General features: G+C 66.9%; 18 protein-coding genes. 6 read left to right on the forward strand and 12 right to left on the reverse strand.

Translation table 11 applies throughout. The features are described 5' to 3' along the window. Nucleotides 1–918: WD40 repeat domain-containing protein (locus ON30_RS29685; RefSeq protein ID WP_040712764.1), on the forward strand; the 918-nt coding region annotated here is incomplete at its 5' end. Nucleotides 919–985: 67 nt separating this feature from the next. Here ON30_RS29685 and ON30_RS29690 read toward each other — a convergent pair. From ON30_RS29690 to ON30_RS29705, 4 genes are all read right to left on the reverse strand, one after another. Beyond that, nucleotides 986–1,798, reverse strand: a complete 813-nt coding sequence (locus tag ON30_RS29690) for a hypothetical protein (RefSeq protein ID WP_040712766.1) — start codon at nucleotides 1,796–1,798, stop codon at nucleotides 986–988. 49 nt (nucleotides 1,799–1,847) lie between these two features. Further along, nucleotides 1,848–3,116 (reverse strand): site-specific integrase, encoded by a 1,269-nt coding sequence (locus tag ON30_RS29695; RefSeq protein ID WP_157183931.1) that lies wholly within the window; start codon nucleotides 3,114–3,116, stop codon nucleotides 1,848–1,850. 62 nt (nucleotides 3,117–3,178) lie between these two features. Further along, nucleotides 3,179–3,733 (reverse strand): hypothetical protein, encoded by a 555-nt coding sequence (locus ON30_RS29700; RefSeq protein ID WP_040712768.1) that lies wholly within the window; start codon nucleotides 3,731–3,733, stop codon nucleotides 3,179–3,181. 498 nt (nucleotides 3,734–4,231) lie between these two features. Next, nucleotides 4,232–4,546 (reverse strand): hypothetical protein, encoded by a 315-nt coding sequence (locus ON30_RS29705; RefSeq protein ID WP_157183932.1) that lies wholly within the window; start codon nucleotides 4,544–4,546, stop codon nucleotides 4,232–4,234. A 2,165-nt stretch (nucleotides 4,547–6,711) separates the two neighbouring features. Between ON30_RS29705 and ON30_RS29715 the strand changes: the two genes are divergently transcribed. After that, complete coding sequence (locus ON30_RS29715; RefSeq protein WP_051030149.1) at nucleotides 6,712–7,341, forward strand: HIT family protein; 630 nt, start codon at nucleotides 6,712–6,714, stop codon at nucleotides 7,339–7,341. Between the two features lie 1,090 nt (nucleotides 7,342–8,431). On the opposite strand, the gene ON30_RS39665 is transcribed toward ON30_RS29715, so the two are convergent. From ON30_RS39665 to ON30_RS39670, 3 genes are all read right to left on the reverse strand, one after another. Beyond that, nucleotides 8,432–8,749, reverse strand: a complete 318-nt coding sequence (locus ON30_RS39665) for a hypothetical protein (protein WP_040712780.1) — start codon at nucleotides 8,747–8,749, stop codon at nucleotides 8,432–8,434. Between the two features lie 511 nt (nucleotides 8,750–9,260). After that, the gene (locus tag ON30_RS38065; RefSeq protein ID WP_157183933.1) at nucleotides 9,261–13,616 is read right to left on the reverse strand and encodes an NACHT domain-containing protein; all 4,356 of its coding nucleotides are present in this window, start codon (nucleotides 13,614–13,616) and stop codon (nucleotides 9,261–9,263) included. 246 nt (nucleotides 13,617–13,862) lie between these two features. Then, nucleotides 13,863–14,066, reverse strand: a complete 204-nt coding sequence (locus ON30_RS39670; protein ID WP_157183934.1) for a hypothetical protein — start codon at nucleotides 14,064–14,066, stop codon at nucleotides 13,863–13,865. 763 nt (nucleotides 14,067–14,829) lie between these two features. Between ON30_RS39670 and ON30_RS29745 the strand changes: the two genes are divergently transcribed. Next, nucleotides 14,830–15,072, forward strand: a complete 243-nt coding sequence (locus ON30_RS29745; protein WP_040712786.1) for a hypothetical protein — start codon at nucleotides 14,830–14,832, stop codon at nucleotides 15,070–15,072. An 866-nt stretch (nucleotides 15,073–15,938) separates the two neighbouring features. On the opposite strand, the gene ON30_RS29750 is transcribed toward ON30_RS29745, so the two are convergent. From ON30_RS29750 to ON30_RS29765, 4 genes are all read right to left on the reverse strand, one after another. Further along, the gene (locus tag ON30_RS29750) at nucleotides 15,939–16,334 is read right to left on the reverse strand and encodes a hypothetical protein (RefSeq protein ID WP_040712789.1); all 396 of its coding nucleotides are present in this window, start codon (nucleotides 16,332–16,334) and stop codon (nucleotides 15,939–15,941) included. Nucleotides 16,335–16,563: 229 nt separating this feature from the next. Then, on the reverse strand, nucleotides 16,564–16,806 hold the full coding sequence (locus ON30_RS29755) for a hypothetical protein (protein ID WP_040712792.1): 243 nt from the start codon (nucleotides 16,804–16,806) through the stop codon (nucleotides 16,564–16,566). Nucleotides 16,807–16,989: 183 nt separating this feature from the next. Continuing rightward, on the reverse strand, nucleotides 16,990–17,451 hold the full coding sequence (locus ON30_RS29760; protein WP_040712796.1) for a hypothetical protein: 462 nt from the start codon (nucleotides 17,449–17,451) through the stop codon (nucleotides 16,990–16,992). Nucleotides 17,452–17,548: 97 nt separating this feature from the next. Further along, nucleotides 17,549–17,815 (reverse strand): hypothetical protein, encoded by a 267-nt coding sequence (locus ON30_RS29765; RefSeq protein WP_157183935.1) that lies wholly within the window; start codon nucleotides 17,813–17,815, stop codon nucleotides 17,549–17,551. 383 nt (nucleotides 17,816–18,198) lie between these two features. Here ON30_RS29765 and ON30_RS39675 point away from each other — a divergent pair, with 383 nt between their 5' ends. Beyond that, entirely contained in the window at nucleotides 18,199–19,008 is an 810-nt protein-coding gene (locus tag ON30_RS39675; RefSeq protein ID WP_157183936.1) for an nSTAND1 domain-containing NTPase, read from the forward strand. Next, the gene (locus ON30_RS29775; RefSeq protein ID WP_040712802.1) at nucleotides 19,002–22,175 is read left to right on the forward strand and encodes a WD40 repeat domain-containing protein; all 3,174 of its coding nucleotides are present in this window, start codon (nucleotides 19,002–19,004) and stop codon (nucleotides 22,173–22,175) included. The genes ON30_RS39675 and ON30_RS29775 overlap by 7 nt, the downstream gene beginning before the upstream one ends. 119 nt (nucleotides 22,176–22,294) lie before the next feature. Here ON30_RS29775 and ON30_RS29780 read toward each other — a convergent pair whose 3' ends face one another. Next, on the reverse strand, nucleotides 22,295–23,341 hold the full coding sequence (locus ON30_RS29780) for a family 1 glycosylhydrolase (protein WP_083911782.1): 1,047 nt from the start codon (nucleotides 23,339–23,341) through the stop codon (nucleotides 22,295–22,297). A gap of 28 nt (nucleotides 23,342–23,369) precedes the next feature. Here ON30_RS29780 and ON30_RS29785 point away from each other — a divergent pair. Next, nucleotides 23,370–23,640 (forward strand): transposase (locus tag ON30_RS29785; RefSeq protein ID WP_040712811.1); only part of this gene is annotated, 271 nt, incomplete at its 3' end.

Genomic DNA, 23,640 nt, shown 5'->3' on the forward strand with positions numbered 1-23,640 from the left:
GCCGTGCTCACCGGCCACACCAACGCGGTGGAGGCGGCGGCCTGCACCACGATCAACGGCCGACCCGTCGCGGTCACCGGCAGCCAGGACACCACAACGCGAGTATGGGACCTGAACACCGGCACCGAACTCGCCGTGCTCACCGGCCACACCAACGCAGTGGTGGCGGTAGCCTGCACCACGATCGACGGCCGACCTGTCGCGGTCACCGGCAGCTGGGATCACACGGTGCGGGTATGGGACCTGAACACCGCGACCGTGCGCGCCGTGCTCACCGGCCACACCACCGCGGTGCTGGGGGCGGCCTGCACCACGATCGACAGCCAACCCGTCGCGGTCACCGGAGGTTTGGACGCGACGGTGCGGGTTTGGGACCTGAACACCGCGACCGAACTCGCCGTATTTACAGGCCACACCGACCTAGTGGAGGCGGTGGCCTGCACCACCATCGACAGCCGACCTGTCGCGGTCACCGGAAGCGGGGATGACACGGTGCGGGTATGGGACCTGGTCTCCGGCACAGAACGCGCCGTGCTCACCGGCCGGACCCGTGCGGTGGTCGCGGTGGCCTGCACCAGCATCGACGGCCGGCCGGTCGCGGTGACCGGCAGCTTGGATCGCACGGTGCGGGTGTGGAATCTCGACAACGGGACCGAGCGCACCGTGCTCACCGGCCACACCGGCCCGGTGGAAGCAGTGGCCTGCACCAGCATCGACGGCCGACCGATCGCGGTCACCGCCAGCCAGGATCGCACGGTCCGGGTGTGGAGTCTGGAGACGATGTCGTCAATGGCGGTCGTAGATTGGCCTGCACGTATGGCGCCCCACATTGGCGTGTCGGGTGCCGGCATCGTGGTCGGGTTCGGTCACGATGTCGCGGTGTTGGCATGGCCGCAGAAGTACGGGGCACGGCGGTAGCGAACCGCCCACTCCGCGGGTCGAGTTCGCGGCCGCAGTCCTTGTCTGCACAGACTCGAGTGGCAGTTCAGGTGTCGTCGCGGCTGTACAGCAGGTCGGTGCGGGTGAGGAGTTCGTCGGTTTCGCGGTCGAGGCGATCGAAGAGTTCGTCGAGGTCGGCGGCGAGGGCGTCGGCGCGGTGGCGGGCGGCGGCGAGCCCGGCGAGATGGGCCGGAGACAGTGCGGCGAGGTGGCCGGGCAGTGCGAGTGATGTTCCGCGCCAGTCGAATCCGGTGAGCAGCGGCAGATGCCGGTGGTCGGGCTCCGGTGCCGTGGGGGGCATCGCATCGTCGCGGGTGAAGTGGTGTTCGAGCAGAGCGGGGACGCCGGGGTGTGGCGCGTGGATCAGGACGGCGGCCCAGCGGCGCACGATGGTGACCGGACAGCGGTGCGGGTCGCCGGTGGCGGGCAGGACGAGCTGGGGTTGGTGCCCGATGGTGACCGCGTCATCGTCGATGCGGACATCGCCCTGGCGCAGCGCGGCGATCCGGGTGAACGGTAGGCCGGCGGCGGCGAGGGTGAGCAGGACGGCGTCACGGCGGCCGAACAGTCCGGCGGGCCAGCCGCTGGTCGGCAGTGCGGGCAGCAGTGCGTGGACACGGTCGGCCGCCCGCGCGCGGCGGGGGCCGCGGGCGGGGTTGAGCAGCCGGCGGAGGGGTTCGGTGCGGCCGGGTTCGGGTTGTCGGCGGCGCGGTGGACGGCGTTGATCGCGGCGAGGCGGGCGCGTTGGCTGCCGAGCGCGGCGCCGTGGTGTTCGTGGAGGTAGGCCAGGACGGTGTCGGTGCCGGCGGGGAGTGCGGTGGTGTCGGTGGCCGCGGCGAAGATGGTGAATTCGCGCCATTGGCGGCGGTATTCGGCGGACAGTCCGCTCAGGTCGGGAAGCGGGGTCATCAGAGTCCGAGTTTGCGGGTGGCGTTGGCGCGGTGGGTGGGTGCGCAGTCGTAGCCGCGGACGGTGTCGATCTGGGTGTGGCCGGTCAGGTTCATCACCTCGCGGTAGGACGCGCCGTTGTCCAGGGCCTGGGTGGTCGCCCCGGCGCGCAGGGAATGCCCGCGGAACGCGGCGGCCTGCTCGTCGCTGTATCCGGCGGCCAGAGCGCGGGCCCGGACCATCCGCCCGAACGCTTGACCGGTCAACGCCGTTGCGTCGGAGGGGATCCCGGACCGGCCCAAGGGTCGGAAGACCGCGGTCCTGGTGCTGGGGAACCGCGGCAGCTCCCGCGCGCAGGAATGCTCCTCGGGGTCATGGTCACGCTCGGCGCGCAGGCGTTTACGGACCGCGATCACCCCGGCATCCGGTCCGCCGGTGTGGGCGGCGTGGTCGTGGTCGGCGAGCAGGGTCAGCCATGCCAGGAGCGCGCAGCACGGGCACGAGCGCGGGTGGGCGCCGGGTTCGAGGACGAACCAGGTGACCTCGGTGCGTCGGGTCTTGGTGCCGCGCAGCGCGATCCGGATCCGAGTGCCGTCGTCGTCGGTCTCGCGGGCGATGTCGCGGACCTGGAGGCCGACGACCTCGCTGCGGCGGCGCGCGCCGGCGAACGCGGCCAGCAGCAGGGCGGTGTCGCGGCGGGCGGCGACCTGGGCCCGCCACGTCCGGGCGTGGTCGTCGATGGCGGTGAGGATGCGGGTCAGGTCGGTGAGCATGATCGGCGCGGCCCGGTCGGGTGTCTCTCCGGCGTCGGTGCGGGTGACCCGGATCCCGCGCAGGGTGCGGCGCACGGCGGGGTCCGCGGCGGGGTCGGTGTAGCCGTGCCGGGAGTGGATCGCGCCGATCGCCGCGCACCAGGTGCCGATCGTGGTCGCCTTCACCGCGAACTCACCGTCCGGACCGCGTTCGCGGGCCAGCGCGGCGACGAACCGGGCGACGGTCTCCGGCGAGGCCGGCAACGCGACGCGATCCTTCTCGCGACACCAGGACTCGAAACGACGCCACCCGCTCGCGTAGGTGCGGCGAGCGTTCTGCGCGACCGCCTTGTCCTGGAACGCCGCCACCGCCGCCACGTCCTCATCCACCACCACCTCCCCCACCGACACCGGCGGGGGCACCAGGTGCAGCACCGGAGCCACCACCTCCGGCGGGGCGGCGGCCGCGCGCCGCGCGGCGGGCTCGTCGGCACGCGCGACCGGTCCGGCCGCCGGCCGGATCATTCGGCGGGTCACCGCGTCCGCCTCGCGGCGCCGCCGTGGTCGCCGCGGGCATGCGCCACGGAACCGTGCCGGTCTCACGTACCGGCCGGGGTGGCCGGCAGGAGGGCGGCGGGCGCTGTGGCCGGCCGCGCCGACTGTCCCGTCACTGTGACATCTGACCCGAGGGGTTCGGGGCGGAGGCCAGACGCGGATGTGGGCGGGTTCCGGTCGTCGTCGACGGTCTCGGTGAGTCGCCACCGTTGGGTCATTCCGAGTTCGGGGACGATCTCGCCGTCGCGGTGCAGCCGCCCATCCGCCAGTGGGCGCACGGTCCCGGCGCGGGCCACGGCCGGGCAGTGCGTCGTCGCGGTCGCCGCGCCGTCCGGGTGCAGCGCCGCGGAGGTCGGTGCGCGCCCGTCGGCATCGATGACGAGGACCGCGTCCTGGCCGACACGCAGCCCGCAGACCTGACACAGTCCGTCGCGCTGCGCGTCGGCGAGTCGACCCCGATGGATCAACCGCCAGTAGGGGCCGACCGCGGTCACCGGCGTCAGCCACGGCACCGGCCGACCCCGATGCACCGGCCGCCGCGCTCCGGCCGGGTTCAGGTCGCGGCCGCGCCGATCGAGCAACCGCCACAATGCCACCACACTCCCCCACCTTTCACACCAGACCGCCTCGGGCGCGTGCTCTACCCATCCGGTCACCGGATCCAGGACATACGGGGGCCGCGCACGCGCCGCATCGCCGATCATCGGGCACCACGCACCCACCGACCCCGGCCATCCTCCGGTGTCCTCCCGCCGATTCCGGCGCGTTTCGCCTGTGACCGGCCCGAATCGGAGCCGGGGGTGACGACATGCGTCGCTTCGCCAGGAATACTGACATCGGAATTGCCTGTCCACCTGCATCTCTGGGCGATTCATGCCCGATAACCGCTCTTATCGGGCGCGACAGCGAACATCGTTCGACATCGGCCCGGGCGGCGCTTCAGTTCGCCGAAACAGCCTGCATCGCAGTGGATTCGAAACCCCTACCGCGACGATCGTCTCCAACTCGACGCACCTGGTCCGGTCGTGGCGCTACCCGACTACGTCAACCGTTTTCGCGCATCGCCCGCACACCGGGCCATCATCGGATCGCCGCGATCAGGGTGGGCCGAGGAGTTCGGTTACGGCGGTCCAGATGAGATTCGAGTACCGGGTGAGGTGTACGCGGTCGGCTCCGCGCTCGATGACGCGTTCGGTCTGCCACTCGCAGAACTGGGGAGCGAACCACAACACGCGAACGAAGTCCGGATGAAGGCGTTCTCCCTCGGGGATGTCGATGGACCGGAGCAGCTCGAGGTACGCATCGCCCAGTGCGGGAACGAATCGTCCGTCACGCAGGTTGCCCAGATAGCCGCGTTCTGGGTCCCACGCCGTGTCGAGTGCTTCCAGGACTTCAGGAGAGTCGTGTCTCATCGCCGACATCCATTGATCACTCCGGTCGGGCGGTCTGGATGAATGACTACGTGCTGGTCCTTACGTGCGTGCATCAACCTTCGTGTGCTCCGGGTACCGGGGAAGGCGAACGTCTCACACCATGACTCGACAGTCCTCGAGGGTCCGGGGCCCGATCCGGCCAGGCATGAAATCGTCCGCGGAACGGTTCGAGTTCACACTAGCGTGTGGATTCGCGGACGAACCAGGTTGCGTCGCCCGGTGATTCCCACTCCGCGTGGTCCGCTCGGCGGAGTTCGTACTCGACCTCGCCGTGTTCGACGCCGGGGAGTGGGTCGTCGAAATGCTGGTGGACGAATTCGAGCATAGGCGAGGCCCCACTTTTCCATGCCACGGCGAGACGCGACGTCCACGGCCATGGTCCCGGTCCCGCCCGACGCCGAGTTCGACGAAGCCCTTCCCGATCGACGCCCGCGCGCCCTCGATGCCGTATCCGCGCCCTCGGACCGACGGGGTGAGCCGGTATCCGAGTCCCACCTCTGCGACGCCGCCATCCCACGGCGGCCGCGGGGCTGCCCAGCAAACGAACGCTGTGGTGGATCGCTCGAGGACGGCGAAGCGCCCGGCCGAACCCACCTGGTAGTCGTGCAGGATCCGGGCGCAGCACCTCGTGCTCGATCTCCTCGCGCGGTGTGGGCTCACTGGTGGGGAACCTCATCACCGCGGGCTCGCTGTCCAGCCGGACCGGATTCTCGACGTTGGCGGGGTCACGTCGATGAACACGTGGTGGCGTGATGAACGCCGAGGCTGTCCTGGTGGAGCACCAGCCGCACTCAGCGCGTGAAAACCACTGCGTTGCGGGAGTTGTCGGGATCGGAACCGGTGATCACCGAAGACCCGATGGTGAGTCGCCACGTGTTGTCACCGCAGGAGCCGCTGACCACCGTGGCACGCACCGTCACGACACTTCCGCTGCGACCGACCTCGGTCCAGTTCGCGACGCACGGCCTGCTGGGAATGTCGATACGCGCACGGAACGGAACCTCGGAGCTAACATCCAACGTGCCGGGGTAGACACCAGAGGTGACCGTCCAGGTCCCCGCCCATCGGCCCAGGACTCCCTCGCCGGGAGCCGACCCGCTCGAACCCGAACTCCCCGAACCGCTCCCGCTGTCCGGCGCGGCCGACACCGACCCAGCCGCCCCCGCCAGCGCCGCACAGACCACCCCGACGACAACAGCCCTCCGAGCGACCCCGGACACCGAATGCCTCATCCGATCCATCTCCTCTCAGCAAACCGGCGACGCCCCGCCCCTTCGGGGGGCGACAACCGCCGGATGCTTCCTCGAACAGCCTCTCCGAACCCCGTCCGACGCACCATCGACCGATCAACCGACACCGCAGCGCCGCCACCGCGGAGACAACTCCGCGCCGCCCCGCAACTCGCTCACTTCCCATCGCCCCGACCCCGCTACGGATTCGGCCGGTTCACCAACGCGCCAAAACGCTGCTGCCATCGATGGGCGATCGTGGACCACCCGTTGCCACCAGGAACGTCTCCGCGGTCGAATCATCGCCCCGGCGCTCGGCCCGCCCGGCCGGTGACGCGCCACGACGAGTTGATGCCACGATTCGCACTGTGATAGACGAAAGATGTGTGGGGTCGGACGCACGCCGACCCCACACCTCCGAAAACCACCCCAGCCGAGACCAACCCGACCCGCACCACGCGAGCCCACCGGGCACCGACCGCGGATCCGACCGGCGGCGTGCGGTAGGGCGCGACCCGCGCCGTGGTCCATCAGGATGCCAGGCTGCCCGGCTGATCCGGGAAGGCACCAGCCCGGACCGGACGGCCCGGGAACCATCCGCCGCGGCGTGGTGGACACGCTCGACGCCCGTACGCCGACCTGACCGATCCCGGTGACCACTTCGGACGCGCGAGCGGACGGACGCGGTGATCGCGGAGTACCGTACGGTCTTTGAGGTCGACCGCAGCGGCCAGCGCCCCGAATTCGGCGTCGATCCCCTCCCGCGGACGCGGGCGTACCGCACGCCGTGGCAATGGCGGTGGCGATCACGCACCAGCTGGCGGTGACTTCCCGGCACCGGCGACCCACTCGTTCCAGACGGCCGGATATAGGTTCAAGCTGGCACCCGCATCATGGAACGGAGCAACAGTAGCGATGGACCCACGCAGCGCACCGGCACAACGCCACGCAGATCCTGGTAGTAGGCAGATCGGGACGATCGACGCCGATGCCTACACAGACCGGGTCCAGGCCGAGAACGCCGCCGGGGAATGCTTCGTCTGCGAACTGGCCGACGAGCAGACAACACGCCAGCGCGAAACCGTCGCCTACCGCGACGAACACTGCGTCGTGTTCATCCCGCCCTACCCCCGCCTCTACGGCTACTGCCTGCTCGCACCCCGACGCCACGCGAGGAACGTCGTGTCGGACTTCACCGAGGACGACTACCTCGCCCTACAGCTGCGCGTGCATCGCCTCGGCCGGATTCTGGCCGAGATCACGCCCACCGGACGCCTCTACGTGTTCAGCTTCGGCAGCATGCAGGGTGTCTCGCACGTTCACTGGCACCTCGCGCCGTTGCCTCCGGGAATCCCCTTCCGCGAACAACAGTTGGCCGCGGTCGGCAAGCTCGAGTACCTCGTCCTCGCCGAGGCCGAGCGTAAAGAGCTGGCGGCGCGGACCGGAGCCGCCATGGCCGCTCTCGCGGAGCAGGACCGACACCGCCCGAGTCGACCGAACACCGGCGCTGGCTCATCCCACACCGCTGAAGAACCGCAGCCCTGAGCGGTTCAGATCCGTCGCGCACAGGGCCGCGCGGCCGGTTGCGGCCGACGATGCAGCGCAGCAACCAGTCCGGTCACCGTGACAATGCTCTACGGGACGGCGGCGATGTGCGCCACCACGATCTCCGTGGACATGCGCCACTCCTTCGGTTCGAGGTCGGCAAGCCCGGCCCAGCAACGGCCACACGCTGCCATGCGGACGCACATGCACACCCAAACGTTCTTGCCTGCGCATCCGCGCAAGGACACGAGCACGAAGAGGACCGGCCGATCCGTCGAGCGGCGTCGCGCCGACCCGGAACCCGCTCCGAAGCAGACCATTACAGTGGCGATCTCGGAGTGTCGGGAGAGGTCGGGGTGATCCCACGGACGCGGGCGGGCGTCATCGGTGCCGACGTCGGTGGACGGCACGCGCGTGGCTGACGGCCACTGCGGACGAGATGACGGTGCTGCCGGCACGTTTCGGCATCGCCGTTTCCGCCGGACCGCATGGCCTCGCGTCGCTGCGGCCGCCCGGGTTCGGCCCACACTTGCACGCTCGGCACGGCTTCGGCGCGGAGTCTGCGCACCGCCACTCTCTCGGCCGCGGCGATCTGGGCGCTGGCGGTCTTGGGCAGGTGCGCGATGCGGGCCCGGCGATGCGAGGCCGCGGCGTCGGTGAGCTATCTGCACATCAAATGCGTCATCGAAAACCACCACCGACCGCACACGGTATAACCGCAACGGAGCAAGTGAGACCTGCTGCGCGCCAGCACGTCCGAGAAGCGTTCGACAATGGTCGCCCGCGCTGCCGTGGCGGCCATATACCTCCGCGTCCGCGCCGACCTCGTCGACCGTCGGACGACAGTGAACGCGGGGCCCTCCGCGCTGTTGACCGGGAAGACCTCAGACTCGTCCGCACTGCTGTGGTGGTATGCCGAGACGGGTCAGTGCAGGTGCCATTTCGGAGGATCCTGCCGCTGGAGAGAACGTGTGACCGCCTGTCGGATTCCGTACGCGGTCAGGAAATCGTCGTCGAGCCAGCCTTGCGGTGCTTGAACCGGGGCGCGAAACGCTTTGGCGCAGATGCCGACCGCGCCCTGTCGAGAAGCTCAGCAGGGTCGACGCCTGCCGATCAGTTTCCACTCGCCGTTCCGCAGAAACCAGACGGCGAGTTCCGGCAACGCCTTCGCGCCGGGGCGGGGGAATTCGGAGGACAAGGTGAACGTCCAGCCATAGGTGAACCACTTCTCGAGCTTGTCGATGTCGAGTTTCATACACTCCCGGGCGATCTCGGGAGCGACCTCGTCGAGCGCCTTCTTGGTGAGCCCCCAGTTCAGCTCGCCGGTCTGGCGTTGCTGTTCCCGAGCCTGGTTCTGCTGTGCCGCTCGTTGTTCCCGGAAGGCGTTGACCTCGTCAGCGATCCCCATGAGGCAAGCGTAGGGCGATCAAACGCCCCACACATAGCGATTCCGACACATAAAGCCAGTCGGCCTCGACCCGGCGAGACGATCACCGCGACCGCGCCGTCGCACGGCACATCGCAGTCGTAGAGTCCGAACGGGGTGGTTACCGGACGTGCGTTCAGGTACGTGCCCGACTGCGGGTCCGGAACCGATCCCGCCGATATGGTCGGTGTAGGCGGTTCGGGCCTGCAGTAGCAGGTCGCGGAGTCCCGGAGGTCGACGGGGTCGATCCAGAACACGCTGCGCGTGATCGCGGCCGCACGTTCGAAGTCGCCCAGGCTCCACCAGGTCATGGCCAGTCCGCGCCGGGCCGGTGGAAGGGCCGGTTGTCCAGGACCGACCAGGGCAGCACATCGGTGAACCGTGCCGGCAGGCTCAGTTCCCGACCACCACGCCGGTCTGGTGGAAAACCAACGCCTGCGACACCAGCGCGCGGCGCTGTGTCGCGGCCGGACCGCTATTCGACGTGGTATCCCTACCTCTCTTCGGCCAAGGCGGCGTCGATGCCCAAGGCGTTGAGGTCAACCAGACGGTCGATGATGTCGAGGCACTGCGCGCGCACGGATTCGTCACCTTGACGATACGAGCGCAGCACCACGGTTGTCACCGCCAGCCCGACATGGGTACCACGACCTTGCAGGCTGTTCGCACCGACGCCTACCGCGTCGACCATTCTTTCGCAGGCACGCAGCGCCGATGAGGGCAAACGAGTGCCGAGGTCTTCCACACTGTCGGCGAGGGTTTCGTAGTTCTCGGTAAACGCCGGGCTGTCGAGAAATGCACCTATCAACGCGTCCTGTGGGCCGGATTGCATGTCGGTGAGACCACGCAGTCCCGCTGCTGCAGCTTCTCTGACCTCGGGGTCGGGATCTGCGAAGAGCAACTCCAGTGTTTCGCTGCTGTCGGCAGTGTTCTCGGCCATCATCTCGGCCGCGCCACGCCGGGCAGCGGCATTCAGCATTCGTACGTCCTCGCCGACCGGTGAGGCAATCGCACCGTAGTGCTGCGCGACCGCCCACACGCGACCCGCGCGGGTGGCGATACCGGATGGTCCATCGAGAGCATTCTGTAGATGTCGGAGGAACTGGGGCGAGGAGCGCAGGAGGCAGTGCGTCAGGAGATGTTCGGTTTCCGCGGTGTCGAACACCGCCAGCGGTGCGTCGAACAGTCTTTCAGCGGTGTCCAATGCGACCTGTCGGTCGTGGTTGAGAAGTGCGGCCACAGCGCGCGCGGCGCACGTTCTTACTGCGGTGGATGTGTCGACCGCGAGTCGCTTGACCACGGGAACGAGCCGGTTCACATGCTGCGTGCCCGCGAACAATGCGGTTGCTGCGGCCAGAGCGGCAGCTCCGCGCAGCGAGCGCATCCCCGCGATGTAGAGATCGCCCGAACCGTTCGAGGCGTACTCGGCATCTGGATCAGTTGCGGTCGAGAACTTTTCGATGAGGGTTACCAGGCGATCATCGCAGCCTCCAGACTCCGATAGGGCTGTGCAGACATCGAGCGAGATCGCGTCACCGTAGGTGTTCAGCGCATGCTCGCAGAGATCGGCGAAGAGAGCCCGGTCTATATCTGGGGCGACAGCCCGAATCACATGAGTGGTCGCGCTGGCCGGAATCGTGGCGTCGAAGCGCAACGCCAGCCGTGCAAATCTCTCGGGTTGTTCCTTTGCTCTGGCTTCCAGCACGCCGGCAAGCTGTGATGCGCCGCCCACAGGGCCACTGATGCGGTCGATCGTGTGTTCGGAGCTGTGCTTTCGCAGGGCCGACAGCCAGTTCTCGTCGCTCATCCGCTTGGACGAGTCATGAGAAATCGGTGGGCCAACGAAGGAGGCGACTATCGCGCTGGGCTTGGGTGGCGGCCCAATCGGCAGTCGCTCCAGCTCGGCAACCCGACGCCGGACGCAGGCACCCATTCGCGAGCGGTCGATTCCGAACAGCAGGCCTATCTGCCCGTATTGCGGCAGACGGCCTTTGTCTCCGAGCAGAATCTCTGCTTCGAGTTGCCGAAGAAGGTGTTCCGAACACCGTGACGAATGCGCTGTGATGAGTTCGTAGGACGCGCGTCGAGGACTGTCGTACCAGCCGAGGTGCAGATTGCGTTGATCGGTGGCGATCCATTCGATGGCCTCATCGGAGTCCGTCGACGCCGTCAAGGTTCTGCAAACGAGGAACCGCAGTGCGTCGCTCGCCGATTGCCGCAAAGGCTGGATGGCTTCGAGGGCGGTCTGGGAATCGATCTCGATCAACTTCCGAAGTGCGGCCTCTATGGCGGTCAGTATCGTGTCATCTACAGCATGGGAACCAACTATCGGTCGGCCCCATCTGATCAGCGACGATGTATCGATTCCGACGCGAGCATTCGACAGTCGCGCCAGGATCGGGAGCACCTCGCGCACAAAGGCTTCGGGAGCCTTGATCGCTACCTGGTGAATGACACTGGCACCCTGTGAGTTTCTGGAGAGATGGTCGGTCTCGAAGGGATCGCTGGCACCTGCTGCGTTCGCGCGTGCCATCGATCGGTCCAGGTAAGCTCCGATGAGCCTCGCCGCGCCGATCGGGTCCTCACCCACCAGAGCGGAGACGATCGTCCAGAAGTCGCTATTGACCGCGATGGGGCCGCGCACATCATCGATATGGCCGCCTTGGATCAGTTCTATCGCGAAGGGCACCAGAGCTGGACATATCGACCATGCGATCAGGGCTCGAAGACGTAGACGCCAATCCTCGCCGACACCTACATAGGGTTGGAAGAGTTCGGCGACACGCTCACCTCGCTCTCGGGCGACCGAGATCAATTGCTGTGCTGCCGCATCCGCCCGACCAGGGTCAGCGAGCCATCGCTCCCAGCGGCCGAGGTCATCGACGACATCGAACCAACATGGGTGTGCCAGTAGTCTCAGCAGCCGATCACCACCCGAACTCCCGTCCCAAGCCAGATATTCCACCGCCTCCCAGTCGGCAGGGGCAGGGGTCAACTGGCGCAGTACACCGACGACAACCTGTTTGATATGGGACCGGATGCCGGTCGAGCTGAGTGTGCTTTTCACGACCTCGCGGAACTTTTGGGGCTCCTTCGCTGCGAGATATTCAAGTATCTGGCGGGTTTGGGCACGTCGGAACAGGAATTGACCGTTCGTAATGAGAAAGTCGTACAGGTCGCCCCCCCTCGTCACGAACGCACGAGCGAAGAGGTAGTCGAAATATGTTTCATGAAAAAATGCGATTCCGAGTTCGTCGGCGACAAGGACTGCTTCCGACTCGAGAGCGGCGATCTGTTCCGTCGGGAATTCTTCCAGGACAGTCCGAGGGGCCGTCAGCGTTTGCCGTTCACTCAAGTAGGCCACTAGAGTGGATGTGATCCCCGCCCAGTCGATGTGGCCTGCTCGGGCCATTGCACGCTTCCGAGCTTCGGCGGTGAATTCGTCGTACAGGTCTTGCAGGGTCAGATGTGGGTTCAGACGAGCGCGGTCCGGCAGGCGGACGTATACCGCGAAATGCAGTGGGGTACGGAGTAGTTCGATGGTCGACTCGGCAGGGACGATGGCGTCGTGATACCGCAGGTGCTCCCGGACCTGCTCGGCGCTCAGCTTGCTCACGGTGTGCCGAATAGCCGGCTTCCTGCCGCGCAACAGCGACCGTACACGTGGATCGTTTTCCAGATCTATCGTCCGCACGACGAGCACCAACTTCAGGTTCTGCACTCGCTGTAGTTCTTCTCGCACCTCGTCAACGGCCTCGAAGCTCTCGGGCATGCGCCCGCTGAAGTGGCTGACGGCGTCGAGTTGGTCCACAACGAGCAAACCCGGAAGGCCGCCCGCGACACCGGCCAGCAGCACCGACGGGGACTCCGAAAACCCCATCAGTTGTCCGAGATGACCGGATGTCGGCGACGCGATGGTCGCCTCCATACGTGCGACCGCGACGAACCACCCACGCTCGTCCAACGTGGCACCCACTTCCGCGACCACCGCCGACTTCCCGTATCCAGCCGGTCCATCGACGATGATGACTTGCGGACTATCCGGGTCCTCGAGTGTCGAGATGATCGCCTGCGCCTCCGCGCGCGGAACAAGACCCAACTCCGGCTCCAATCGCTCCACTCGCCGAATCTGACGTTCGAGTGTCCGACGCAAAAGTTGACGAAAGGCATTGTTTCCGGTCAGAAGACGTTCCGTGAAATCGTCTCTCAAGAATGCGGCCACCTGAGGTGCCAAAACATTTTGGTGCCGATGATCCCGACAGAAGCGTCCCACCGCATCGAGGACCGCGTCCGGGTCACCCGCGTAAAGGAATTCATATTCCATTCTTACGGCACGATAAAGGTTGCTTTCCGGCCAATGCTCCACCTCAACATTCTTCAGATATCGCCACGCAACCTCTTCACCGACACCCCAATAGTCGACGACCATGTCGAAGTCGCGGTCGAGGGCCTTTGTGAGCGCATCTCTGAACTCAGCGAGCATCGTGGTCGCTCGCGCCCGACCACTGAGATCTGCGAGTGAATCGGCGGCGGTCGACGATATGAGGCGATATCCGCGGTCGAGTTCGATTTGATGTTTGGCGCCCCTGAGGACCGAGATCTTTCCGCTGGCGTCGCCTGTCTTGAGTCGCGCGATCGTCCAGGTCTTCGCGAAATCCTTTGTTTGCTCCCCCCATGTCCGGCCGTCGATATCTATCTCGAACTCGATCCCGACACCGACGTCACCTGGCGGCTCCAGCCTGATCCGACGCGCTCGGTCGCGCAGGAGGTCCGCGATACGTAGAGCCGTCCAGAGGTCTTCATATTCGTTGCCCTCCTTGTCGGCCGCTCCCCCTCGAAACGCGCTCATCGCACCCTCTCAGTCCTTGGTGACACAACCCTGTTCGACACCTCTGAAGTCGACACTCCTCAACAACCGAATCGCATTCAACGCCAACTGATCAGGTCCAGAACCCTCGCGCGCCACCGCGGAGGTGATTCCGCTGATGGTCGACGTGACCAGGCGGAATCGCCAGAGATTGCCGCGGGCCGAGGACCGGTCCCAGTTGGACTAGATCGGCGAAGTCCATGACACAAGCGGGAGCAGATTCGGCCATTAGTCGGCGAGGTCTGCTACGCGTCCGTCGCCAGCTACGACCACCATGTCGATGATCCGTTGCCAGCGTGCGTTCTGATCGCCGGGCGACAGATGGTCGCGAGTTTGTCTGAGCCAGCTCGGTAGTGCGTGGCTGCGAGCGCGGATTGCTTCACAGCGATCGAGAAGCCTCTCCATCCAGAGCCACCCGATGTCGATTTCCACCAAAATCCTGCTCCTCGTCGGATTCGTCCTACTCGCGACCATCACCGGCTACGCGACCGGGCACCTGGCCCACGCCGACGGCACCCCGTGCCCGCCGCGATACGTGCCGGTGCCATCGGCTTCGGCGGCACACCCACACTGCTGCTCGCCCTCCTTACCACCTTCATCCTGCTCTGACCACGAGCAGGGTGCCGCACCGCCCGACAGGGCTGCCCGACTGCGCCGCCACCACATGCTGATCCAGGACGTGACCCGTTGGCAGGCATTCGGCGGTCCGGGGATGGAGCAGGCGGGGACCGCCGACGGCAACGGGCTCGCCACCTTCACCCTGGGTGGGGCCACCCTGGGTGGGGCGTATGCGGCCTTGGCGAACCCCTACCTGACGGCCTACCACATGTGTTTCCCAAGGCTGGCGGCTGCTGCGCCAGCGAGTGTAGCCCGTTCGGCGGTACCACCAGACCGGAATTCGCAGGGGGTGGGACACATTCCTCGCGCAATGTCCCACCTCGGGTGCGCACGTGGACGCGCTGCACGACACCGAGAAGACCGATCCGCGAACTCACCGAATACGGACCCGAACCGCCGAGTCCACAGCTACCTACTCATCACAGCCGACCCGCGTCCGCCGTCGACCCGCGTGCCGCCTCACACACGGTCTCCTTCGTTGTAGGCAGCCGCGCATCGAATCCCCCTCACAGTCAGCAATTCTCGATGCGACGCTGATCACCGTCCCCGTACCGGGGGATCACCCGGGCTCGTCGCTATGTCCTGCCCGACCACGTCCCACGCCCCCAGAAGGGCACGCGATGCACTCGGCTCCACCGAACAGTTCACCACGACCGGGCACCCCGGACCCGTATCGCACCTGGCGCCACTGGTACTCGGCGCACTCGGCGGATGGGTGCTGACCGTGCTCACCGACCCCGTCACCGCGATCACCGTCCTCACCACAGTCCTGCCACTGCTCACGGCGAAACCCGACCGACAAGGGTCCACCGAACCGTAAGCACGACGGGGCGATCAGCCCGCGGATCCTCGCTCCACTCTCTCCGAGGCGTGTGCCGTCGGGGCGGGGCGCACCGTGGTTCGCACGGCCGCGGCGGGCCCGTAGGCTCGACGGGGGCCACAACGATCCTTGCGATGCGCCCCGGCCTCGCGCTTCGGCCCCGGGCACGACCGGGTCGGATCCTCACCTCACACCCGAGACGCCGCACCTCGACCGATGATCGGGCGGGTCGCCACCCGGAGTGAGCCGCCGCGCGGTGAGGAATTCGGTTGCCGTATGGGTAAAGCCGCCCTGAGCTCGTCGATCCCCCAGACACCGACGATGGTCCTGCTGGAGGTAGATCCCTTGCGTGGTCTCGGCTACACCCGATTGTTCAGCCACCCCGCCCAGTGCCCGCCCTCGCCCGCAGTGTCGCGGCAGCAGATCGTTCCGATGCCGACCGTTCAGCAGCGCTGCCCGGATCCCACCCATCGCGCCACAGCGCACGCCGGCTGAGCCAGGACGCGGATTTCCACCCAGCGGCTCATCACCTCCCCGAATCGTGCACCGACCGCCCGCCGGGCATCGGATTCGGCAGACCACCCCGACTGTCGGGGTCCGCCACGCTCCACGAGGCGGCCGGCGGCGTAGGACCGTCCGCGGTGACGTCAACCTCGATCGACCACCGTGGCGAGCGACCGGCCTGGACCAGGCCGACTGGCGGAAGCACTGTTGCGGATCGTCGTCGGACGAGTACGGGTGTGGCTCCATCGACACCGCCGATGGAGTTACACGTTTCGCTCGACCGCTCGCGATTCGCGGTGGCAGCCCTACCGGTGAGCGCCTCCGAGGCGGGCGACGCAGCCCTCGGGCCGCAGCGGGGGCTGTCAGCGCGGAGCGTCGACGGCTCGGACGTCGAGACCGCGCTGCTCGTGGACGCATCGGGCGCTGTAGCCGAGGTCATCGATCGCGCCGAAGGACACCGCAGCGCAGCGCCAACCGTCGAAGAACGCGAACCCGGCACTGCCCTGGCGGGCGAGGCCGGGATCGGACAGGTACCGGTACATCACCGCGGCGGCCTGGTCGCAGTCGATGTCACCGCGGGTCTGTACTGCCAGGACCGCGGTGCGCCCGGACAGCAACCCGCTCATCTCGTAGGGCCCGCACGTCTCTGCCGCCGGCGCGGCCTCGGCGGGTGCGGTGAGGGTGGTGAGCGCGGACGGTGCGAAGACGACGAGCGCCGCAGCGGTCAAGGATCGGCTGAGGGGGGCGATGATTCGCATGAGAAAGTCCTGTCGGGTTCGATCTGAAATACTCTGTGCGGGATCGAGATTCGACCAACGTCGATCGAGTGGAGTGGCGCGGCGGACAGCGCAGTCGCCGGAGTGGCCTTGCGCCGGGTCTCGCCGCGCCGAGTTCGCACCCGTCGCGGGGGAGTTGTGGCGTCGGCGTGGTCGTGGCCGCCCGGGTTCCGCACCCACGTGCTGTGGGTGCGGGTCGGGTGGGGGCGGGTCAGTGATGGTAGTAAACCCAGAGGCCGCCCTCGAGCGGGTGGCAGACGCCGGTGATGCCGTACTGCTGGCGGTGCACGTCGGTGACTGCTTCCACGCAGTCCTCGTAGGAGCTGTAGAGGTCGCAGCCGAGTTCGTAGCAGGGCGCGGGCAGGTTCTGGGGATCGGCGGCGGCGGCGGTCGCGGTGGGCAGTAGCGCCGCGGCGGTCGCGGTGATGGCGGCGGCGAGCAGGCGCAGGTTCATCGGAGAGTCCTTTCGGCGCAGCGAATGCTGGAGGAAGCGGAGGGGTTGTGAAGTCGCCCCGACACCGAGGCGGTGCGATGTTCACGGGATGTGGTCGACGGTGGTGTTCGGGAACAAATGTCGTGTCGTCGATGAGCTGGGTAGAATTCGGGCTGCGGAGTCGGTGGCTACCGCGGCGTGGTGTCAGACGAGGTGGCAGGCGCTGCCGCCGTCGGGGATGAACGCTTCGCCGAGGTCTTTGCCGGACAGGCCGCCCTCGATGTGCACGAGTACGCCGGTCGCGTAGACCATGACGCGGTGGTCGGGCGGGGTGGTCGGGTCCGGTGCGCAGTCGTAGGCGACGGTGACGCGGGGTTCGTAGCGGTGCTCCAGCGCCGCGTCGAGGGAGTCCCATTCCACGGTCAGGCCGCAGGTCTGGAACCAGCCCACGGTGCGTTGCCCGGTCAGCTCGCAGGCGGGTCGCGTCTGGGGGCACCACGCGATCGGCAGCGGGCTCGAGGCCGTCGTGTCGATCACCTCGGCGATGTAGGTGTCCCAGGGCTGCTGTGCGAGCGCCGGCGCGGCGGCCGCCGCCAACCCGAATCCGGCGAGCGTGAGCGCGCCCAGTGCGGTGCGGACGAGACGACCGATGATGGTGTTCTTCATGTCATTTCCTTCTCTTCGAGACGGATTGCGTGGGATTTGCCCGCAATTCGGGCCGTGAACTCGCCTCTCTCGGGGGATTCGAGAACGTCCGGTGGATTCAGCGGCCGGCGGCGACCGGGAGGGCCGGGGCGCAGTCGGCGAACGGATAACAGGTGACCGTAGAGGGGCGGTCGGTCGTGGTGACGACTATCGATGGCGGGGTCGCGGGCTGGTCGGACTCTAGGTTGTCGGGGATCGAGAGCAAGGCGTAGGCCAAAGCCCACACCAACCACACCGCCCCTATGCCGGCGAAACCGGCTAGCGCGTAGAAGAATCCGTCGCCGGTGACCGGGACAGCCATTACTACTCGGGGTCGGATGCTCATCGCACACCTCGTGTCGAGTAGGTTTCGCCGTAACGGATTTCGGAGTGTTTCGGGCAGACTTCTCCCCACATCGGATTTCTCGTTTCTTTTGCGGACGAGCGACCGAGAATGGTTCCGGGGCCGACTCGTCGTTCCGGTCGATATGTCGGTCTGCTGTGACCAGCGGAGTCGACACTCGAACCGTAGGAAAATCCGCGCGCCCACGCTGTGCTGCTCTCGCCCGTTCTGGCACTGTCTTACCAGCTCAGGGCAGGTCTGCCGGTCCGGCATAGACTCTGCCGGACCGGCACAGGCCCACCGCCCGCGCGGGGGTGTCTCGCGGGTGCGGGAATGCGGAGATGAATCGCGATCGCAGACGGCGGTCACGGGCTAGCATCGACGGCGTGGCGAGCAACACCGACAATCGAACCGGTTCGGCGCGTGCGGAATTCGCGCGAGCGCTCACCGTATTGTGGAAGGCTGCGGGTGAGCCTACGGGCGCAGCCGTCGAGCGGGCGGCCAAGGCGGTGGAATCGAGCAGCGGTGATGTTCGACGACACTTCGGCAATTGGAAAAGCGGCGTCCATCTCCCCCACACATACGAAGCTGTCTCGCCGGTCATCCGCGCGCTCATCGCGAGCGCACAGAGATCCGGTACGCTGCCAGCTGAATTCGCCGAGACTCGTGTATGGCGTCAACGCTGGGAACGCGCCGACGCGGAGAAACGCGGAGCCAGAACTGGTGACTCGTCGAAGAAATCGGTGCAGAAGTCACCGGCCCGAGACAGCCCGTATCGGGGCCTGTTGTCCTATCGGCGGGAAGATTCGGAGATATTCCGCGGCCGCGACACCACGATCACCGCGGTCATCGACCGAATGGCAGTCGAACCCGACGGCCCGGCGATCATTGTGGTCTCCGGTGTCTCCGGCGCGGGCAAATCCTCACTCCTGCACGCCGGTGTCCTGCCCCGAATCCGCAAGGTGGGCCTGCCCGGCGCCGCCGGGGCCACGGGGTGGCCGCAGATCACTGTCACACCCGGCCTGCACCCGCTCGAGAACTTGGCGACCTACTCCGCTGCCGCGTTGAACCGCAGCGCCGCCGCGTTGCGACAGGAGATCGTCAACGCCCCGGCTGATTTCGCGCTCACAGTCGCCGCGGCGGCTGCGACGGTGCCCCGGGCGTCGACGACGACGGGGCTCATGGTCGGGTGCTGATCGTGGTCGACCAGTTCGAGCAGCTGTTCACCCAGTGCAAGCAGGCCCGTGAGCGCGACGACTTCATCACCGCTCTGCACGCCGCCGCCACCGCAGATGGTGGGGTGCCACCCGCGCTGGTGGTGGTGGTCATGCGTGCGGACTTCGAGCCGCGTTTCGCCGAATACCCCGAGTTGGTCGCCGCGGTCCAGGCCCGTGAGCTGATCACCGGCATGAGCGCCGACCAACTCCGCGACGCCATCGCCGAACCCGCGCGCCGATTCGGTGTCACCGTCGATGAGCCACTGCTGGCCAAACTCGCTTACGAAATGCGTGACCGCGCCACCACTGCCCCGGACGAAAAACTGACCGGCGCGGGTGCTTTGCCGCTGATGTCGCACGCTCTGACCCGGACGTGGGAGAAGCGTAGCGGCAACATCCTCACACTCGAGGGATACAACGACATCGGCGGTATCGCCGCGGCGTTGGCTGGCAGCGCCGAGGACGCCTACCTCGCGCTCACCGACGCGCAGAAGATCCTCGCGCGCCAGGTCTTCACTCGGCTGGTCTCCACCTCCTACGACGGCACTCACACCGCCGACCGCACGACCCGTGCCGATCTGTTCGACAGGCGAGCCCCGACCGAGCGCGCCGGCCTGGACCACGTCCTGGAGAGCTTCGCGACCCAACGTCTGCTCACCCTCACCACCGACACCGTCCAGCTCAGCCACGAGGCGCTGATCAGCGGTTGGCCCCGGCTGAAACAGTGGCTCGACGAAACCCTCGGTGATGCCGGTGTCCTGTCTCGGCTGCGCGCGAGCGCGGGCGAATGGGACAACCATGCCCGCGATCCCTCCTACCTCTACACCGGCACGATCCTCGACATCGCGACCACCACGACCCGACGCAGCACCGCCGACCCGCGTCACCCCCCGCTCAGCGCACGGGAGCGCACGTTCCTCCACGCCAGCACCGTCGCGGCCGAAGTCCAGGCACGAACCCGCCGACGGCGCGGTCGCATCCTTCTCGCCATCACCTCCGCGGCGGTACTCGCCGCGGCCGCCGCCGGCATCGGATTCCTCGAGGCCCGAGACAACCAAGGGGAGGCGGACAGGCAGAGGCAGGCGGCGATCGTTCAGCGGCTGATCACGGACGGGCAAGCGCGACTGGCGGGGTCCAAGCCCGGCGGCGACATCCGCGCCATCCAGGAAATCCTCGCCGCCCGCCGCCTCGATCCGGGACCGGAAACTGCGGACGTCATCACCACGACCAACTTCAGCCGCCGCGCCCTGCACCGGATCGTCGACACCTCCCGCCCGGCGGAGACCGCCGAGATCGGTCCCGACGGCGAACTGATGGCCGCGGCGGGACGCGACGGGACGATCCGACTCGTCGAGGTGGCCACCGGCGAACAGACCGGCCCCGCTCTCTTCGGCCACGGCGGCCCACTGTCCGATATGGAGTTCAGCCAAGACGGAAAGACACTTGTCACGGCTAGCGCCGACGGCGTGCGCGCCTGGGATGTTTCGCGCCGGAGCCAGATCGGTGGTGTGATCACCGCTTATCGGGGTCCCGGACTCAAGATCGCGATCAGTCCGGACGGAACGCGGATCGCCACAGCAGGCGACGATTTCGTCATTCGCCAGTGGGATACCGCCACGAGCAGACAACGTGGACCCGCCATCACGATTCCGAAGTACAGATTGACCGGCATCGTCTTCAATTCCGACGCCACCATCTTGGCCACCAGTTCCACCGACAACGCGGTCCATCTCTGGGATGCCGAGGGCGGGGGCGAGAAACACGGGCCCCTCACCGGGCACACGGGCATGGTGTGGGACGTCGCGTTCAGCCCGGACGGGCAACGACTGGCCTCGACCGGCTCCGACGGCTCACTCATGCTGTGGGACGTAGCGCGCGGGGCACAGATCGGGCAGCGCCTGGTAGGGAACGACCAACAGGTCATCCACGCTGTGTTCAGCCACGATGGCACCCGGGTCGCGGCCGCGAGTATGGATTCTTCGATCAGGGTCTGGGATCTGTCGTCGTCCCACCAGATCGGAGATCCATTGAACGCCAACACGAGCACGATCCTGGCACTGGCCTTCGCTCCCGATGACCGAGGACTGTCCGCGGCGACGACCGACGGCTTGAACTGGCTTTTCGACCTGTCCTCCCGCGCACCGTTGCTCGGACATGAGGGCACCATCACCAGCGTCACCTTCAGCAGTACCGGTGAACTCGCCTCCGGCGGCTCGGACGGGCAGGTGATGCTCTGGGATCCTACGACCGGGCGACGGACTCGGGTGATGCGTGATCAGGCGGCGGTGTGGAACGTCGTCTTCAATCCTCGCGGTGACCGGCTCGCCGCCGCGGATGCCGCGGGTCGAATTCTCGTGTGGGATGAGGCGACCGGAGAGCAGGTCGTCGCTGCGATCGATACCCGGCAACCGGATCCGACCCAGTTGTGGAATGTCGCCTTCAACCGGGACGGCACGGAACTGGCCTCCGGCGGCAGCGACGGAACGATTCGCCGTTGGAACGCCCTCACCGGCGAACCGGTCGGCATGCCTCTGCTCGGCCATCGGGGCCCGGTGCCCCGCGTCGCCTACGATCCGACCGGTGATCGGCTGGCCTCCGCCGGGGCGGATGGAACCGTGCGACTGTGGGATCTCCACGAGAACACTGCGATCGGGAAGCCGCTGAGCGGCCACGGACTACGTGTCGTCAGCGTGGCGTTCAGTCCCGACGGCACCCGGCTCGCGTCCGCTGGAGAGGATCGCGCGGTGCGTCTGTGGGATGCGGTCGACATCGAGCCGGTAGGCGCTCCGATGATGGGCCACACCGCCCCGGTGATCAGCGTGGCGTTCAGCCGCGCCGGTGACCGACTCGTCTCCGGCGGAGACGATCTCAGTGTCAGAGTGTGGAGTGTCGCCACCGGCCGCCAGCTTAGTGAGCCCATGACCGGGTCCACCGACACGATCTGGAGCACCGTATTCAGTCCTTCCGGCGACACGATCGTCACCGCCGGGCACGACAAGAAGATCAGGTTCTGGCCCAATCTCCATGGAAGCGACGCAGATCTCTGCGCCAAACTACCGACGGGGATGGGGCCGCAACGCTGGCGGGCGTGGGTCTCACCCGAGCTGTCCTATCAGGAACCTTGCCCAGACCTGCCGGGAGAATGAGGAGGTCCCGGTCACCTGCCTACTGTCGGCGGGACTATTCACCGAAAAGCGCGCGCCGACAGTAGGAATCGAAACAGGGGCTGCCCTTGGACCGGACGGTCGAGGCCGAATGGTCCGGGTCAGCGCGGCATGATGACCGGGTCGACGCAACCAGCCGGGACATCGGTGAACGAACACAGCGACGGTGCCCGGGTCGGACGGTAGTCCTGCGGCACTCCCCGCGCTGCGACGATATCGCGATAGGCCGACGCGGCTGCGGTCGGTCGCCGCGTGAGCGTCGGGTCCGATACCACGTTGACGGTGTAGAGGCCGGTGCGGAACTCGAAGGTTCCCCATTCGAAACTGTCGGTCAGCCCCCAGTAGTTGTAACCGAGGATCTCGATCCCGTCCTGCTGGGCACGCTGCAACCAATAGACGGTGTCGCGAAGGTGATCGGCGCGCTCGTAGCCCTCGCGCGGGGCCCCGTTCAAGGTCACCATTCCGCTGTCGACCACATAGAGCGGCGTCCCAGGGAACCGACGTGCACAGTAGGTCAGCGCGTGATAGAGCGAGTCCGCGACGACATCGACTGTCAGGGGGTTGCTCAACACCCGAGGGTCGGGCAGGATACGGCGCCCCAACCCGGGAAGCGTTTCGGCCGTGAATCCGCTGTAATTCGCCACTCCGAGGAAGTCCAGATGGTCGCGCACCTGATCCAGAATCAGATTGTCCGTGACTTCGTGCATGGGCGAGACGACCACGTTCAGCGACATCGTGACCTGGGCAGACGGCTGCACCGTGTGGATGTGTTCGTAGACGGCCTTGTGGGCGGCGACGACACTGGAAGCCATCCGAGCGATCTGCGAAACGGGTAACGAATCCTGGACCTCCCACTTGATGTAGGCGGCGAAGTCGGCGAAGCTTATCCAGATCGGACAAAGCGACGCATACCGATCGACCACGACCCGAGCGTTGGCCACCCACAGGTCGATGATGTCGGGGTTCGCCCATCCACCGCGCTCGGCCACCCACGCCGGATACACCCACTGATCCAAGGCGAGCATCGGCCGGATACCAGCACTCGACATCGCCTCCAGAACACCATCGTAGAAGGCGAAACCGGCCTCGTCCCATTGACCTGACCCCACTGGTTCGGTCCGAGATATGTGAGAGTCTTCGTAGCCCATGAGCTGGGCAGGAAGGCTCGATGACGCGATGGCGACACGTAAGCGGCATACCCCTGAGCAGGTGGTCCGGAAGTTGACCGAGGCCGACCGGTTGCTGGCCGAGGGCAAGGACGTGGCCGAGGTGTGCCGGGTCCTTCAGGTCACCGAGGCCACCTACTACCGGTGGCGTAACCAGTTCGGCGGGTTGAAGGCCGATGACGCGAAGAAGTTGAAGGACCTCGAACGCGAGAACGCGACGCTGAAAAGGCTGTTGGCCGAGGCCGAGTTGGAGAAGGCGGCGTTGAAGGAGATCGCGAAGG

Origin of the sequence: Nocardia takedensis NBRC 100417, assembly GCF_000308695.1 — a bacterium.
Taxonomy (GTDB): domain Bacteria; phylum Actinomycetota; class Actinomycetes; order Mycobacteriales; family Mycobacteriaceae; genus Nocardia; species Nocardia takedensis.